This is a genomic window from Nocardia amikacinitolerans NBRC 108937 (assembly GCF_001612615.1).
Lineage (GTDB): Bacteria > Actinomycetota > Actinomycetes > Mycobacteriales > Mycobacteriaceae > Nocardia > Nocardia amikacinitolerans.
Window position 1 is genome coordinate 178,029 of record NZ_BDAU01000013.1, and the last position, 14,743, is coordinate 192,771.

The window sequence follows — 14,743 nt, forward strand, 5'->3', positions numbered from 1 at the left end:
GAACGAAGTCCCGCCTGACAGCCGCGGTCGAAAAGCGGACAAAGGGCGGCCACCAGGAAACCTGGTGGCCGCCCTTGTTGTCGGCGCCCTTATCGTCGGCGTCCCGCAACCTGTCGGACCGCGCAGGACGGCGCGTCGCTGGTGTGCGCAGCGGTCGAAACCGCCCCGAACGACGGAGCAGCCCCCGATCCGGTGAGGATCGAGGGCTGCTCGGCGAAACGAACTATCAGCTCAGCCGCTCGATGACCATCGCCATGCCCTGGCCGCCACCGACGCACATGGTCTCCACACCGAACTGCTTGTCGTAGGTCTGGAGGTTGTTGATGAGCGTGGTGGTGATGCGGGCGCCGGTCATGCCGAACGGGTGGCCGAGGGCGATGGCGCCGCCGGAGACGTTCAGCTTGTCCTCGTCGATCTTCAGCTCACGAGCCGAGCCGAGCACCTGCACGGCGAAGGCCTCGTTGATCTCGAACAGGTCGATGTCGTCGACGGTCTTGCCCGCCAGCGCCAGCGCGCGCTTGACGGCCTCGATCGGGCCGAGACCCATGATCTCCGGCGACAGGCCCGAGACGCCGGTGGACACGATGCGCGCCAGCGGGGTCAGGCCCAGTTCCTTGGCCTTGGTGTCGCTCATGATGACCAGCGCGGCGGCGCCGTCGTTGAGCGGGCAGCAGTTGCCGGCGGTGATGGTGCCGTCGGGACGGAAGACCGGCTTCAGCTGGGAGACGGCCTCGTAGGTGACGCCGGCGCGCGGGCCGTCGTCGGTGGAGACCACGGTGCCGTCCGGCAGGGTGATCGGAGTGATCTCGCGCTCGAAGAAGCCGTTCTTGATGGCCTCCTCCGCGCGGTTCTGCGAGCGCACGCCCCAGCGGTCCTGGTCCTCACGGGTGATGCCGGTGGAGCTGGCGACGTTCTCGGCGGTCTGGCCCATCGCGATGTAGGCGTCCGGGATCAGGCCGTCCTCGCGCGGGTCGTGCCACACGCCCGCGCCGCCCTGGGCGGTCTTCGCGGTCCGCGCCTGGGCCTCGTCGAACAGCGGGTTCTGGGTGTTCGGCCAGCTGTCGGCCGAGCCGCTGACGTAGCGCGAGACGGTCTCGACGCCCGCGGAGATGAACACGTCGCCCTCGCCCGCCTTGATGGCGTGGAAGGCCATCCGGGTCGACTGCAGCGAAGACGCGCAGTAGCGGTGCACGGTGGTGCCGGGGAGGGTGTCGAATCCCAGCTGCACCGCGACGATGCGAGCGATGTTGAAGCCCTGCTCACCGCCCGGGGAGCCGCAGCCCAGGATCAGGTCGTCGATCTGGGTCGGGTCGAGCGCAGGAACCTTGTCGAGCGCCGCGCGCACGATCTGGGTGGTCAGGTCGTCGGGCCGCATGTCGACCAGCGAACCCTTGCGGGCCCGGCCGATGGGGGAGCGGGCGGTCGAAACGATAACTGCCTCTGGCATGAGGGCTCCTTCGTACTTGCTGCTCAGTTTTGTACTGGCACCTCTATGTGTACCGAACCTGTCGAGCGCCGGGAACGTCGCCCCGGCCATTGCGCGCTTCGGCGTCGTCCGCTGCGACCGCGCCGGATTTCTGAGCAACCAGCCCGCGCAGCCGGGCCGCGAGTCCGCGGCGCAGGCCGTGCGCGCCGCGGTCGGTGTTCAGTCCCCGCTGCTCCAGGGCCGCGAGCAGCGCGGGAAGCACCCGCGCCGCGGCGAGTTCGTAACCCGCCGCCGAGGGATGGAAGCCATCGGCGGAGAACATCTGCTCGGGTGCGGTGCGGAATTCCCGGCCGAGTTCGCCGAGCGCTACCGGGTGTCCGCCCGCGGCGGCGGTGACCGCGAACTGCGCCCTGGCCAGTCGCACGCTCCAGTTCCGCACGATGGTGCGCAGCGGCTGCGGAATCGCGGACACCGTCCCCAGATCGGGGCAGGTGCCGACAACGACGACGCTGCCCGACAGGTGCAGCCGGGCCACCGCGGCGCCGAGCCTGCGCGCCGAGGCGCCGATGGAGTGCTTCTTGGTGATGTCGTTGGCGCCGATGAAGATCACCGCGGCGTCCGGCGGCGGTCCCGCGACGAACATGGCGTCCACCTGACCGGCCAGACCCTTGGAGGTGGCGCCGGAGATCGCCTTGGTGCTCAACCGGATTCGCTTCCCGCTGGCCTCGGCGAGTGCGCGGGCGATGCGCACGCCGGGCACACCGTCGGCGGTCAGACAGCCGACACCGGCCGCGGTGGAGTCGCCGAAGATCATCAAATGCAGGTCGGCGTGCTTGCCGGTGCGCCACGGCTCGGGCGCGACGCAGCCCGCGGTGTAGATGCCGTCCGCCTCCGGCGGCTTCGAGGTGTCGCGGCCGATCACGCCGCGCGCGACACCGGCCTGCGCCATGAGCAGGCGATACGCGGCCCACGATGCGGTGCCCGCACCGGAACCCGCGAGCAACGTCGCAGCACCGGTGACGGCGGCCGTTCGCCGGCTGATCCGAGGTGCTCCCACGCTCCGAAATTTTACGGGCTCGGGCCGACCGCCTCAGAAGACGTCGAACGTGCCGCGCGCCGGAATGCTCAGCGCGTCGGTGGTGACGGTGACCTCGATGCGGCCAGGCCCGGTGTCCTGGAACAGCGCGTACTGGATGCTGCCGTAGATGCCGGTGACCACCGTGTTCTCGTAGGCGCCTGTCGCGCCGGTGTTCAGGTTCCGCCACGCCACGGTGGTGCGCACCTCGCACAGCGGCGCGAGCGGGTACTGGCCGGGACCGATGCCCGCCACCGGCAGCGCGCGGACGTTCAGAATCGCCCGGCCCGGATACTCGGGGCTGGTGTCCGCCCAGGTCTGAATGGCGGTCCAGCAGAGTCCGCCGTGCGCCATGGTCGGCACGGTGGGGAACGACACCGTGCCTGCGTTCGCCTGCGCACCGGTCCCGATCAGCGCGGCCGTCGCCGTCGCGGCGAGGACGGTTGCGGCGCGAGCGATAGTGGGCTGCCTCATGTTTCCCGATCTTAAGGGCGCTCGGCCGACCGTGTGGCGTGTCGCCGAGGGGGCGCTCCGAGCCGTGGTGGGCGAACTCACAGTGTTCGGCTCCGTCGCATTCCCCGGCCCCCGCGCTGTCACGTGGCGCGACCGCCCTCCGGGACCGTCGCACATGCCGTGACGGGCCTTCTGCAACGATAGGGCTATGCGCATCGCGGATCACGTCGTGGACCTCATCGGCAACACGCCCCTGGTCCGGTTGAACAATGTCGTCGGCCCGACCGACGGGCTCGTCGCGGCCAAGATCGAATACCTGAACCCGGGCGGCAGCGCCAAGGACCGCATCGCGGTGAAGATGATCGACGCCGCCGAGCAGGCCGGGCTGCTGAAGCCGGGCGGCACCATTGTCGAGCCAACCTCCGGCAACACCGGCGTCGGTCTGGCGCTCGTCGCGCAGCAGCGCGGCTACAAGTGCGTGTTCGTCTGCCCGGACAAGGTCTCCGAGGACAAGCGCAACGTGCTGCGTGCCTACGGCGCCGAGGTCGTTGTCTGCCCGACCGCCGTGCCGCCGGACCACCCGGACAGCTACTACAGCGTCTCCGACCGTCTGGTCCGCGAGATCGACGGCGCGTGGAAGCCGGATCAGTACTCCAACCCCGGCGGGCCCGCGAGCCACTACGAGACCACCGGTCCGGAGATCTGGCGCGACACCGAAGGCAAGGTCACCCACTTCGTCGCTGGCGTCGGCACCGGCGGCACCATCACCGGCGCAGGCCGCTACCTCAAGGAGGTGTCGGGCGGCAAGGTCAAGGTCATCGGCGCCGACCCGGAGGGTTCGGTCTACTCCGGCGGCACCGGCCGTCCGTATCTGGTGGAGGGCGTCGGCGAGGACTTCTGGCCGTCCGCGTACGACCCCGCCGTGCCGGACGAGATCATCGCGGTCTCCGACGCCGATTCCTTCGACATGACCCGCAGGCTGGCCCGCGAGGAGGGCCTGCTGGTCGGCGGTTCCTGCGGCATGGCCGTCGTCGCCGCCATCGAGGTGGCGCGGCGCGACCCGGACGCGGTCGTCGTCGTGCTGCTGCCGGACGGCGGTCGCGGCTACCTCTCCAAGATCTTCAACGACCGCTGGATGAGCTCCTACGGCTTCCTGCGCACCCGCCTCGACGGCAGCCCCGAGCCGCTGGTCGGCGACGTGCTGCGCGGCAAGTCCGGCGAGCTGCCCGACCTGGTGCACACCCACCCCTCGGAGACGGTGCGCGACGCCATCGAGATCCTGCGCGAGTACGGCGTCTCCCAGATGCCGGTCGTCGGCGCCGAGCCGCCGGTGATGGCCGGTGAGGTCGCGGGCAGCGTCACCGAACGCGACCTGCTCTCCGCGGTCTTCGAAGGACGCGCGCAGCTCACCGATTCGGTGGCCGAGCACATGAGCCCGTCCTTCCCGCTGATCGGTTCCGGCGAGCTCATCTCCGCCGCGACCAAGGCGCTGTCGGACACCGACGCGCTGATGGTGGTCGAGGACGGCAAGCCGGTCGGCGTCATCACTCGCCACGACCTGCTCGGCTTCCTGAGCACCGGCCGCATCGGCCACTGAGCCGCACCGCGTCCGCCCAGCCGGGGGCTCCACCGCGCGTGGGCGGGCCGCTCGGTTGCGTCCGAGTCGGTGCCGTGGCTGCGGCCGCGGCAGTCCTCAACGGCGCGGCGGGTCGGCCCGCCGACACGCGAGACAGCTTGCAGGACAGCCCATTCCGTGCCGTCGGTGCGCTGTCGAGTCGTCGGCGGCGAATTCTGCCGCGGCGTCAGCGAGGTGGAGGTCCTGCCGCGGCGGCCTCGAGGCGGGGGTCCTGGGTGGCGGCCTCGAGGCGGGGGCCCTGCCGCGGCGTCCTCGGGGCGGGGGTCCTGGGTGGCGGCCGCATAACCGCGGGGTGATCCATCAACTGTCGCCTGCTGTCGCCGCCCGGGTGCTGGTCGACGAGTCCGCCGACGCTCGCCCTTCGGCTCCCGACGCCGACGCGGTCGGTGACTCCGACGTCCGCGAGGCGATCCAGCGACATCCGCGGCACCCACTCGGCAGCGGGCCCAGTGCCCTGCCCCAAAGGTTGGACAAGCACGGCCGACCGAAGGTCACCATTGATCGTCCCACCATGCTGAAGGCCACCCTCGGTCGGTTCACCGGCGCACGCAGGTCGGGTGAATGAAGGTGACGTCCAGTCGGTCTGGCGGGGTGGCGGTGGCCTTCGGTCGGGTACCGCGCCGACCATTCCGGACGCGGCGCCAGCTCGGTGGGACGGCTCGGAGTCGGCGGCGTCCGCTGAAGGCGGGAAACCTCTTCGGCCCCGCCGATTCTCGGCCCACCGGGGGCGCTCACGGGGAGCTTCGGACTGTGTCCGCCGACGAATTCGACCGGGCGTGTCGATAGGGGCAAATTCTTCGCAAATTGGGGATTTCGGTGGATTCCCGGGGGTATAACCGGCCTGGGAAGTCGCCTCGGCAATCGCCCTGGCGTAATCGGATAGCGAAGGGAAGGGCGCGGTGTACACCTCCAGTTTGGCTATCGATTTCCAGCAAGGGTTTTCGGACGCGTGGAGTTCTATCGCGACGTTCGTGCCCAAGCTCGCCGGCTTCCTCGTCATCCTGCTGATCGGCTGGATCGTCGCGAAGGCGGTGGCGACGATCGTCGACAAAGTGCTCGAGCGGGTCGGCTTCGATCGACTCGTCGAGCGCGGCGGGGTCAAGAGGATGCTCGAACGCAGTAAATACGACGCGTCGGACCTGCTCGCCAAGCTGGCCTACTACGCGATCCTGCTGATCGCGCTGCAACTCGGCTTCGGCGTGTTCGGGCCGAACCCGGTCAGCGACCTGCTCGACGGCATCGTGTCCTGGCTGCCGAAGGCCGCGGTCGCGATCGTCATCATCGTCGTCGCGGGTGCCATCGCGCACGCGGTTCGCGAACTGGTCACCAACGCCCTCGGCGGCCTGTCCTACGGCCGCATGCTCGGCACGTTGGCCTCGGTGTTCGTCTGGGGTGTCGGCATCATCGCGGCGCTGAACCAGATCGGCGTCGCCACCACGGTCACCACCCCCATCCTCATCGCGGTGCTCGCCACCATCGGCGGCATCCTGGTGGTCGGCGTCGGTGGCGGTCTCGTCCGGCCGATGCAGCGGCGCTGGGACAGCTGGCTGCGCAACCTCGAGCAGGAAGTGCCCGCGATGCGCGGCCATGCGGAGGCGTATCAGCGTGGCCGCGAGGACGCGTCCCGTGAGCAGCAGTGGGCGGCTCAGCCCGCGCGCGCTCAGCAGTTGGAGCCGGAGGAGGCCATGGCGGGCGGGCGCCAGCAGGGTTACCCGCAGCAGCAAGGCGGTTATGTCGAGGGCCAGGGCGCGGGGTACGGCCAGGGGCCCGGCGGTGGCTACCCGCAGGGCGGTCAGGGCGGCGCCTATCCGCAGGGCGGCCAGCGCGGCGGTTACCCGGAGGGCGGCGGTTACCCCGAGGGTGGCGGCAGGCACGGCTACCGGGAAGGCGGACAAGGTGGCGCCTACCCGCAGCAGGGCGGCCAAAGCTACCCGCAGGGTGGTCAGGGCGGCGCCTACCCGCAGCAGGGCGGCCAAGGCGGCGGCGCCTATCCGCAGGGTGGTCAGAGCGGCTACCCGCAGGGCGGCAGTGAATACACCGAATACGGCGGTGAATCGCCCGAAACGCGGTAGTGCTGGAAATCGAGACGTCCGCCCTGGGTGCGCCCGGGGCGGACGTTTCGGGTCGTGTCGGACCGTCAGCCGCGGATGACGGCTGGCACCGAGGCCGCGCCGAGTCCTCGGCGGATCGCGGTGGTCGCTCGCCGAACCTCTTGCCTATCGATGCCCGAGTGGCGGGAGATGGGTCAGGTGTCGAAGGGGCGGGCTTGCGCGATGTCGGCGGTAGCGCTGCGTCCGGTCGCGTATCGCGTCGACCGTCGTGCGGAGCGCCGAGGCGCGGTCTGGCGACCTGCGAGATGACGGCTCGTCAAGCGGAGTGCCGAGGCGCGGTGTGGCGACGTGCGACGGTGACGGCTCGTCAGGCGGGCTGGTTGCCCGCGTACTGGCAGACGCCCGCGAGTCGCATCTGCAACCAGTCCGCCTGGACCCAGCCGAGCGCGTCCGCGGGCGCCTCGCTCGTCATGGGCGCGGCGTCCGGCTCACCGACGTGGTCGAGCAACCCGCGGACGTATCCGGCGAGCAGCACCTCGGCGGGCACCGAGGAAGCGCCATCGATGCCGAAGTCGAGGATGTCGCGGACGGCGGCGGCGTGCTGATCGAGCGCCGCGGAGACCGCGGGGAATTCCGCGGCGGCGGTACGTGCCGGCACCCCGTGCGTCGTGTGCAGGCGGTTCAGCATTCGGCGCGCCGACACTTCGAGCAACGCGGGGCCAAGCAAAAACACTCGGAAATGCTAGCAATCAGTGGGCGTATATCAAAATGTGATGTTCGACCAATTGTGGAGAGCCGTCCCGTAATTCAGCCAGCAAATCACGCGCGTGTAATTCAGCGGAACGCGTTGGCGTCGGTGAGCGCCTTGCCGAGCACCAGCTGGTGCACCTCTGCGGTCCCCTCGTAGGTGAGCACCGACTCGAGGTTGTTGGCGTGCCGCAGGACCGGGTAGTCGAGGGTGATGCCGTTGGCGCCGAGGATGGTGCGGCACTCGCGAGCGATGGCGATGGCCTCCCGCGTGCTGTTCAGCTTGCCCGCGCTGATCTGCTCGGCGCTGATCTCGCCGCGATCCTTGAGCCTGCCGAGGTGCACCGCGAGCAGCTGGCCCTTGCCGAGCTCCAGCGCCATGTCGGCGAGCTTGCCCTGGGTGAGCTGGTACGCGGCCAGCGGCTTGTCGAAGACCTCGCGGGACCTGGCGTACTCGATGGCGGCGCCGAGGCAGTCGCGGGCCGCGCCCAGGGCGCCGAAGATGATGCCGAAGCGGGCCTCGCTCAGGCAGGCAAGCGGCGAGCTCAGTCCGCGCGATTCCGGAAGCACCGCGTCGGCGGGCAGCCGCACGTCGTCGAAGTCGAGTTCGGCGGTGATCGACGCGCGCAGCGAGAGCTTGCGGTGCATCTCACGCGAAGCGAACCCGGGCGCGTCCGATGGCACCAGGAAACCGCGCACCACGGGCTTGGCGTCGCCGTCCTCGGCGTAGGCCCAGACCACCGCGACATCGGCCACCGAGCCGTTGGTGATCCACATCTTCGACCCGTTGAGCACCCAGTCGTCGCCGTCGCGCTTGGCCCTGGTGCGCATGCCGCCGGGGTTGGAGCCGAAGTCCGGTTCGGTCAATCCGAAACAACCGAGCGCGGCGCCCGCCGCCATGTCCGGCAGCCACCGCTGCTTCTGCTCCTCGGAGCCGAACTTGTGGATCGCGGTCATCGCCAGCGAGCCCTGCACCGACACCATGCTGCGCACGCCGGAATCGACCGCCTCCAGTTCCTGGCAGGCAAGCCCGTAGGCCGTCGCCGACATCCCGGCGCAGCCGTAGCCGTCCAGGTGCATGCCGAGCAGTCCGAGTTTGCCAAGCTCCGGGGCGATTTCGCGAGCCGGGAAGGTGCCCGCCTCGAACCAGTCGGCGATGTGCGGACGCAGCCGTTGCGCCGCGAAGGTCGCGACGGTATCCCGGATTTCGCGCTCCTCGGCGGAGAGCAGTGCATCGATCGCGAACAGTTCTTCGACAGTCACCATGGTCTCAGCGTAATTGGCCGCCGTCGCGGTGAGACCCGCGTCACCGCACGCCCCGGGCGGATGGTCCGTGCGCGGCTTATCTACGCTGTCCCCATGAGTGAGCTGGGATTCTCCACACGCGCCGTGCACGCCGGATTCGATCCCGATCCCCAGACCGGCGCGGTCAACGTGCCCATCTACGCGAGCTCGACCTTCGCCCAGGACGGTGTGGGCGGGCTGCGCGGCGGCTACGAGTACGCCCGCACCGGCAACCCCACGCGCACCGCGCTGGAGGAGAACCTCGCCGCGCTCGAATCAGGCCGCTATGGAAGGGCTTTCGCGTCCGGCATGGCCGCGACCGACTGCGCGCTTCGCGCGACGCTGCGCCCCGGCGACCACATCGTCATCCCGGACGACGCCTACGGCGGCACCTTCCGGCTGATCGACAAGGTGTTCAGCCAGTGGGGGATCGAGCACTCGCCCGCGCACGTGTTCAACACCGACGAGATGCGCGCGGCGATCCGCCCGAACACCAAGCTCATCTGGGTCGAGACCCCGACCAACCCGCTGCTCAGCATCGGCGACATCCCCGCGCTGGCCGACATCGCGCACGCCGCGGGCGCGAAGCTGGTGGTGGACAACACCTTCGCCACCCCGTACCTGCAGCAGCCGCTGCTGCTCGGCGCCGACATCGTGGTGCACTCGACCACCAAGTACCTCGGCGGCCACTCCGACGTGGTCGGCGGCGCGCTGATCACCAACGACAAGGAACTCGACGCGGCCTTCGCCTTCCTGCAGAACGGCGCGGGCGCGGTGCCAGGCCCGTTCGACGCGTTCCTCACCATGCGCGGCACCAAGACGCTCGCGCTGCGGATGGAGCGGCACTGCGACAACGCCGAGACCATCGCCGACTTCCTCACCAAGCACCCGGCCATCTCCCAGGTCATCTACCCCGGCCTGCCCGACCATCCCGGTCACGTGGTGGCCGACAAGCAGATGCGCCGGTTCGGCGGCATGATCTCGGTTCGCCTGCACGGCGGCAAGGAAGCGGCGCACGACTTCTGCTCGCGCACCAAGATTTTCACCCTCGCCGAGTCGCTCGGCGGCGTGGAATCGCTGATCGAGCACCCCGGTGCCATGACGCACGCGTCCACCGAGGGTTCGCTGCTGGAGGTGCCCGCCGATCTGGTGCGGCTCTCGGTCGGCATCGAGGACATCAGCGACCTGCTGGCCGACGTCGAGCAGGCGCTCGGGAAGTAAGGACAGAGACGGGGATGGAGACGACGAAGCGGCCGCACTCGGGATCGAGTGCGGCCGCTCGCGTATCTGTCGGGTTTTCTCGTGGCGGATCCGGTCGGCGACCGGGCCGGTGCCTGCGCGCCGACGAGGAGCGCGCGGCGCGATCAGCCGTGGTACGGCTCGGCGCTGACCAGCGTCACCTTCATGGTGTTGCCGTTCGGCAGCGTGTACTCGCGGGTCTCGCCGACCTTCGCGTCGATGAGCGCGCCACCGAGCGGGGAGTTCGGCGAGTAGGTCTCCAGGTTGGAGTTGCCGCGCAGGCCCTCTTCGCGGGTGGCGATGAGGAAGGTCTCGGTGTCGGACTCGTCGCCGTCGTAGTAGACCTTCACGACCGAGCCCGGCAACGCGACGCCGGACTTGGTCGGCGCGACGCCGACCTTGGCGGTGTTCAGCAACTCCTGGAGCTGGCGAATGCGGGCTTCCTGCTGGCCCTGCTCCTCGCGCGCGGCGTGGTATCCGCCGTTCTCCTTGAGGTCGCCCTCTTCCCGACGTTCGTTGATCTCCGCGGCGATGACCGGACGGTTGGCGATGAGCGCGTCGAGTTCGCCCTTGAGCCTGTCGTGCGACTCCTGGGTCAGCCAGGTCACGTTCGTCTCAGTCATCTCGATCACTCCCTAGTAGTTGTTCCCGGCGGGCCGGGATTCCCTGATGCACTGCTGCATTACCCACCGTGGGGAGGGCATGCACCAGCCGACGGCTAGAGCGATCCCCGGGGGTTGGTTCCACGGACCCCAACAGGACGTTCCGGGCAAACCCGAAAACCCGGAACGCGCAGCGCTGGCCGCCAATGCAGCAAACACGGCTCCGGGGTGCGGAACCGTGTATCACGCCATTTTAGCATGAATCACAAACATGCAGGTCGGAGTTTGTTTTGTCGGCGTCGCACCGCCGATTCGCTTCCGAATGGTCCGATCTGGGCGGGCGATCAGCCCGCGCGGAGGTATTCGGGAACGTGCTCGCTGCACCCGTAGACGCTGCCCGCCGCGGGGCGCGCGGACGAGCGGACGGTGGTGGTGAGTTCGACGGTCCCGCTCGGCGACGGCGCGATCAGCACCTCGCGGCGGCCTACTTCGGACTGGTCCCTGTCCATCGCGCGCACGAAGCAGACCACGGGTTTGCCCGGCTCGGCGCGGGTGACCTTGATCCGGACGGTGATGGTCGAGTCGTCGACGACCGTGTAGCCGAGCTGCTCGGCCTCGATGTCCTTCGGGCCGAACTTCTGGAACCCGAGGAAGGCGACGCCCAGGCCTGCCGCCACCACGACGACGCCCAGCACCAGCGCCAGTTTGCGGCGCGGCGTCCGGGGTTTGGTCCCGTAGCGGTCGGCGTGTCGCGCCGCCTGGTCGGCGGCCGAGTCGCCGCTGCTCGCGGGCGTCGGATCGCTCGTCACTTGTCGCTCCCGGGGGGTACGTCGGAACAAAAGTCGGTCGAATGGAACTATAGGGAACGAAGACCCGACACCCGCGACCGAGAGCGATGGTGAACGAGACGTGAGTGGCCTTCGCCTCATGGCGGTGCACGCCCACCCAGACGACGAATCCAGCAAGGGTGCCGCGACGACCGCCCGATACGCCGACGAGGGCCACGAGGTCCTTGTCGTGACGTTGACCGGCGGCGAACGCGGCAGCATCCTCAACCCCGCGATGGACACCCCCGGGGTGCTGGAGCGCATCGATGAGATCCGTCGCGAGGAGATGGCGGCCGCGGCCCGCGCGCTCGGCGTGCGGCAGACCTGGCTCGGTTTCGTCGACTCCGGCCTGCCGGAGGGCGACCCGCTGCCGCCGCTGCCCGAGGGCTGCTTCGCGCTCGTTCCGCTGGAGGAGGCGACCGAGGCGCTGGTCCGGGTGGTGCGCGAGTTCCGCCCGCACGTGATCACCACCTACGACGAGACCGGCGGCTACCCGCACCCCGACCACATCCGCTGCCACCAGGTGTCGGTCGCCGCGTTCGAGGCGGCGGGCGATCCGGAGCGCTTCCCCGACGCGGGCGAGCCGTGGACGCCGCTCAAGCTCTACTACGACCACGGGTTCAGCATGAAGCGGCTGGAGCTGTTCGCCGCCGAATACGAGCGAATGGGCGAGCCCTTCCCGTTGCAGGAGTGGCTGGACCGCATTCGCGCCTACGCGGTGGAGCGCGGTGACGTGATGTCCAGGGTCACCACCCAGATCGAGTGCGGCAAGTACTTCCCGCAGCGGGACGACGCGCTGCGCGCGCACGCCACCCAGATCGATCCGAACGGCGCGTTCTTCGCGATCCCGCTGGAGATGCAGCAGCGGCTGTGGCCGACCGAGGAGTTCGAGCTGGCCAAGACCCGCGTGCGCACCGCCATTCCGGAGAACGACCTGTTCGCGGGCATCGAGGACGCGACCCGGTGATGTTGGTACTACTCGCGCAAACCCCGAACACTCCGACGGGCCCCGAATTCGGCAAGGCCTCGCCGCTGGGTCTCGCCATCATCCTGCTGCTGCTCGCGGGCACGTTCCTGCTGGTGCGTTCGATGAACCGGCACTTGAAGAATCTGCCGCCGACCTTCGAGCCCGAGCATCCGGAACCGGATCAGGAGGCCGACGAGGGGACCGACCACGGCGCCGTGCGCGCCGACGGGCCCGACGACGCGGGGGCCGAGGGGCGACCGCAAACCGGCTGAGCGCCGTCGTCGCGTCAGCGCGAATGCGCTTACCGGCCGGGGACTTCGAGTTTCCGGTGGTCTTGTGTCGAGTGGGCTGACGTTCGGCGTGAGTGCCGAGTTCGTCACAGCTCGTGCCTGAACCTGTTCCAGATCAGCCCTTTCGACGGTTGCCGTTGCGATCGCCAATTCTTTTGGCGCGCAACGCTTTAACCAGCACTGGCGGATGTTGTCGGTGCTGCGGATTCGCGATTGTCCGCCGGGCGCAAGCGTTTTCGGGGTGACGTGGGTCGAGCGCGTGGCCTGCTGCGTTGGCCGACACGTGTCAGCCGGTCGTGCTATCAATGCTCCAACTCCGCTCGACCGAAGGATGCCCATGGACACTCTGATCGGCCACATCGACCGCGCTCTCGACATGACCGGCGCCATCGTCGCCGCAGTCGACGACGACCTGCTCGCCGCGCCGACGCCGTGCAGCGACTGGGATGTGCGGGCGGTGCTGAACCACACGGTGGGTGGGATGCACACTTTCGCGGCCGCGCTGAGTGGGAACGATCCGCGCGGCGCGCGCGGCGACGACTGGCTCGGCGGTGACCCGCAGGGCGCCTACGCGGCCGCGGCGGAAGTGGATCGCGCCGCGTGGCGCAGACCCGACGTGCCGACCGCCACGGTGCAGCTCGGCCTCGGCCCGACGCCGGGACCGGCCGCCGCCATGATCCACCTCACCGAGGTGGTGGTGCACGGCGTGGACATCGCCTTGGCGATCGACCGCCCCGATCTGGCCGATGACGCGCTGTGCGCCGAAATGCTCGCGACGATGCACAGCATGGGCGGCATCGACGTCTACCGCACGCCGGGCATCTACGACGCCGAGGTGCCGATCCCGGACGACGCACCCCCGCACCGCAAACTGCTGGCCTACACCGGCCGCAAGTGGTGAGGCGACGATCCGCTCGGTGAGCGGGGGGCGAACGCGTCATCTCGTGCGCCGCACCGGATGCCGCAGGATCGTCCTCTTGCGCTCGCCCGGGCTTCTTGCGCGGGCCGGTCAGCTAGATCTCGTGATGGCGGCCGCTCCCTGCAGCGGCGGCTCGTCGGACTCCCCCCACCACAGCCTCACGAGCTTCGGCACCACGAAATCCCACCCTCCGCCTCGGCGACCTTCTTGGCCCGGTAGACGACCCGATAGAGCAGCCCGACGGCCTCGGGTCTCCAGCGGCGGGAGAGTCGAGCGGGTCGCGTCCTCGGTGGGTTTCAGAAGACGAAGCCGCGCAGGGCGAGGAAGCGGATGCCGCCGACTGCGGCCATGATGGTGAGCACGGCGGTGGCCTGCGCGAACTCGCCGAGGGCGGGTGCCGCGGACTCGAGGCAGGCCAGTGCCGCGGTGGAGATCAGCAGGCCGATCAGGGCGAGCCCGCCGCCTTCCCACTGCGCGGTGAACCAGCCGACTCGATCCGCCGCGTGGAAGGTGAGGTGTCGGTGTAGTTCGTTCGCGATGGCCGTGCTGACGATCGAGCCCGCGATATTGGCGACCAGCGGGCCGAAGCCGTTCGCGGCCATGAACAGCAGGACGTAGGCGATATTGCTGGAGCCGCCGACCATGGCGAAGCGGATCAGTTGGGCGAAGACGTGATCACCGCGCAGAAACCGGGTGGCGCGGGTGAGCCAGAGCCCGGAAGCCGCAACTGCTGTGCTGTTCACGGAAACACTGTCGCGAGAACGGCTGATACCGACCTGACACCCGACTGACACGCCACCTGACACGGTGTTCGGCCTGGTCACGGGCTCGCGCACCAGCCGTTCGGTGAGCTGACGCGCGCGGCCGAAGAGCCGCACGGATGCGGCGGTTCCCGGAGGAGCACGTCCCGAGACCTGTCGGCCGGGTCGGTGGCGTTGGCGAGTCGATCGGTCAGGACTCGGCGATTTCGAGCGCCCCGGACGGGCAGGCGTCGAAGGCCTCCCGCACCGCGGAGTGACCGCCCCGCGGGCTCGGGTCGAGCAACCGCACCCTGCCGTCGGCGTCGTCCTGGTCGAACACCGCGGGCGCGAGGAGAGCGCACATCCCCGCGCCGATGCAGCGCTCCCTGTTCGCTGAGATTCGCACTTTTGTCATCTCCTTTCTTGTCCGACGGCTGCTATGCCCTGTCTCGAAGTCCCATGCGGCGCCTCCGCGATAGCCACGAAT

Annotated in this window: 16 protein-coding genes; 7 read left to right on the forward strand and 9 right to left on the reverse strand. The window is 69.5% G+C overall.

Translation table 11 applies throughout. The features are described 5' to 3' along the window. Nucleotides 1–226 precede the first annotated feature (226 nt). The 3 genes from NAM01S_RS13565 to NAM01S_RS13575 are packed head-to-tail and all read right to left on the reverse strand — an operon-like array spanning nucleotide 227 to nucleotide 2,975. On the reverse strand, nucleotides 227–1,447 hold the full coding sequence (locus tag NAM01S_RS13565) for an acetyl-CoA C-acetyltransferase (RefSeq protein WP_067784607.1): 1,221 nt from the start codon (nucleotides 1,445–1,447) through the stop codon (nucleotides 227–229). Nucleotides 1,448–1,490: 43 nt separating this feature from the next. After that, nucleotides 1,491–2,483 (reverse strand): SGNH/GDSL hydrolase family protein, encoded by a 993-nt coding sequence (locus NAM01S_RS13570; protein WP_067784611.1) that lies wholly within the window; start codon nucleotides 2,481–2,483, stop codon nucleotides 1,491–1,493. A 33-nt stretch (nucleotides 2,484–2,516) separates the two neighbouring features. Then, on the reverse strand, nucleotides 2,517–2,975 hold the full coding sequence (locus NAM01S_RS13575; RefSeq protein WP_067784613.1) for a hypothetical protein: 459 nt from the start codon (nucleotides 2,973–2,975) through the stop codon (nucleotides 2,517–2,519). 187 nt (nucleotides 2,976–3,162) lie between these two features. On the opposite strand from NAM01S_RS13575, the gene NAM01S_RS13580 reads away from it, so the two are divergent. The 3 genes from NAM01S_RS13580 to NAM01S_RS36025 all read left to right on the forward strand — a co-directional run bounded on the left by NAM01S_RS13580 (nucleotide 3,163) and on the right by NAM01S_RS36025 (nucleotide 6,662). After that, complete coding sequence (locus tag NAM01S_RS13580) at nucleotides 3,163–4,551, forward strand: cystathionine beta-synthase (RefSeq protein ID WP_067784616.1); 1,389 nt, start codon at nucleotides 3,163–3,165, stop codon at nucleotides 4,549–4,551. Between the two features lie 331 nt (nucleotides 4,552–4,882). Beyond that, nucleotides 4,883–5,155, forward strand: a complete 273-nt coding sequence (locus NAM01S_RS13585) for a hypothetical protein (protein ID WP_157107729.1) — start codon at nucleotides 4,883–4,885, stop codon at nucleotides 5,153–5,155. Between the two features lie 406 nt (nucleotides 5,156–5,561). Further along, nucleotides 5,562–6,662, forward strand: a complete 1,101-nt coding sequence (locus NAM01S_RS36025; protein ID WP_253798412.1) for a mechanosensitive ion channel family protein — start codon at nucleotides 5,562–5,564, stop codon at nucleotides 6,660–6,662. 346 nt (nucleotides 6,663–7,008) lie between these two features. Here NAM01S_RS36025 and NAM01S_RS13595 read toward each other — a convergent pair whose 3' ends face one another. Together NAM01S_RS13595 and NAM01S_RS13600 are read right to left on the reverse strand one after the other, a co-directional pair. Continuing rightward, nucleotides 7,009–7,374 carry a DUF6401 family natural product biosynthesis protein gene (locus tag NAM01S_RS13595; RefSeq protein ID WP_174554801.1) on the reverse strand — a complete coding sequence of 122 codons (366 nt, stop codon included), beginning with the start codon at nucleotides 7,372–7,374 and terminating at the stop codon, nucleotides 7,009–7,011. Between the two features lie 101 nt (nucleotides 7,375–7,475). Next, nucleotides 7,476–8,654, reverse strand: coding sequence for an acyl-CoA dehydrogenase family protein (locus tag NAM01S_RS13600; RefSeq protein WP_067784625.1), 1,179 nt, complete (start codon nucleotides 8,652–8,654; stop codon nucleotides 7,476–7,478). A gap of 93 nt (nucleotides 8,655–8,747) precedes the next feature. On the opposite strand from NAM01S_RS13600, the gene NAM01S_RS13605 reads away from it, so the two are divergent. Next, nucleotides 8,748–9,893, forward strand: a complete 1,146-nt coding sequence (locus NAM01S_RS13605) for a cystathionine gamma-synthase (RefSeq protein ID WP_067784628.1) — start codon at nucleotides 8,748–8,750, stop codon at nucleotides 9,891–9,893. Between the two features lie 143 nt (nucleotides 9,894–10,036). Here NAM01S_RS13605 and greA read toward each other — a convergent pair whose 3' ends face one another. Both greA and NAM01S_RS13615 read right to left on the reverse strand, forming a co-directional pair. Then, the gene (greA, locus tag NAM01S_RS13610) at nucleotides 10,037–10,534 is read right to left on the reverse strand and encodes a transcription elongation factor GreA (RefSeq protein ID WP_067784632.1); all 498 of its coding nucleotides are present in this window, start codon (nucleotides 10,532–10,534) and stop codon (nucleotides 10,037–10,039) included. A 323-nt stretch (nucleotides 10,535–10,857) separates the two neighbouring features. Further along, entirely contained in the window at nucleotides 10,858–11,322 is a 465-nt protein-coding gene (locus NAM01S_RS13615) for a DUF4307 domain-containing protein (protein WP_067784636.1), read from the reverse strand. Nucleotides 11,323–11,440: 118 nt separating this feature from the next. On the opposite strand from NAM01S_RS13615, the gene mca reads away from it, so the two are divergent. From mca to NAM01S_RS13630, 3 genes are all read left to right on the forward strand, one after another. After that, complete coding sequence (mca, locus tag NAM01S_RS13620; protein ID WP_097245006.1) at nucleotides 11,441–12,307, forward strand: mycothiol conjugate amidase Mca; 867 nt, start codon at nucleotides 11,441–11,443, stop codon at nucleotides 12,305–12,307. Continuing rightward, on the forward strand, nucleotides 12,307–12,579 hold the full coding sequence (locus NAM01S_RS13625) for a hypothetical protein (RefSeq protein WP_067784641.1): 273 nt from the start codon (nucleotides 12,307–12,309) through the stop codon (nucleotides 12,577–12,579). The genes mca and NAM01S_RS13625 overlap by 1 nt, the downstream gene beginning before the upstream one ends. 355 nt (nucleotides 12,580–12,934) lie before the next feature. Next, nucleotides 12,935–13,498, forward strand: coding sequence for a TIGR03086 family metal-binding protein (locus NAM01S_RS13630; RefSeq protein WP_067784644.1), 564 nt, complete (start codon nucleotides 12,935–12,937; stop codon nucleotides 13,496–13,498). A 314-nt stretch (nucleotides 13,499–13,812) separates the two neighbouring features. Here NAM01S_RS13630 and NAM01S_RS13635 read toward each other — a convergent pair whose 3' ends face one another. Together NAM01S_RS13635 and NAM01S_RS13640 are read right to left on the reverse strand one after the other, a co-directional pair. Then, nucleotides 13,813–14,259, reverse strand: a complete 447-nt coding sequence (locus NAM01S_RS13635; protein ID WP_067784843.1) for a GtrA family protein — start codon at nucleotides 14,257–14,259, stop codon at nucleotides 13,813–13,815. 208 nt (nucleotides 14,260–14,467) lie between these two features. Further along, nucleotides 14,468–14,662 carry a ferredoxin gene (locus tag NAM01S_RS13640; protein ID WP_067784846.1) on the reverse strand — a complete coding sequence of 65 codons (195 nt, stop codon included), beginning with the start codon at nucleotides 14,660–14,662 and terminating at the stop codon, nucleotides 14,468–14,470. Between the last annotated feature and the right edge of the window lie 81 nt (nucleotides 14,663–14,743).

Excerpts from the sequence above, each read along its gene's own strand:
- NAM01S_RS13565 (WP_067784607.1), bottom strand. The coding sequence starts at position 1,447 with ATGCCAGAGGCAGTTATCGTTTCGACCGCCCGCTCCCCCATCGGCCGG.
- NAM01S_RS13575 (WP_067784613.1), bottom strand. The coding sequence starts at position 2,975 with ATGAGGCAGCCCACTATCGCTCGCGCCGCAACCGTCCTCGCCGCGACG.
- NAM01S_RS13580 (WP_067784616.1), top strand. The coding sequence starts at position 3,163 with ATGCGCATCGCGGATCACGTCGTGGACCTCATCGGCAACACGCCCCTG.
- NAM01S_RS13600 (WP_067784625.1), bottom strand. The coding sequence starts at position 8,654 with ATGGTGACTGTCGAAGAACTGTTCGCGATCGATGCACTGCTCTCCGCC.
- NAM01S_RS13605 (WP_067784628.1), top strand. The coding sequence starts at position 8,748 with ATGAGTGAGCTGGGATTCTCCACACGCGCCGTGCACGCCGGATTCGAT.
- greA (WP_067784632.1), bottom strand. The coding sequence starts at position 10,534 with ATGACTGAGACGAACGTGACCTGGCTGACCCAGGAGTCGCACGACAGG.
- mca (WP_097245006.1), top strand. The coding sequence starts at position 11,441 with ATGGCGGTGCACGCCCACCCAGACGACGAATCCAGCAAGGGTGCCGCG.
- NAM01S_RS13625 (WP_067784641.1), top strand. The coding sequence starts at position 12,307 with ATGTTGGTACTACTCGCGCAAACCCCGAACACTCCGACGGGCCCCGAA.
- NAM01S_RS13630 (WP_067784644.1), top strand. The coding sequence starts at position 12,935 with ATGGACACTCTGATCGGCCACATCGACCGCGCTCTCGACATGACCGGC.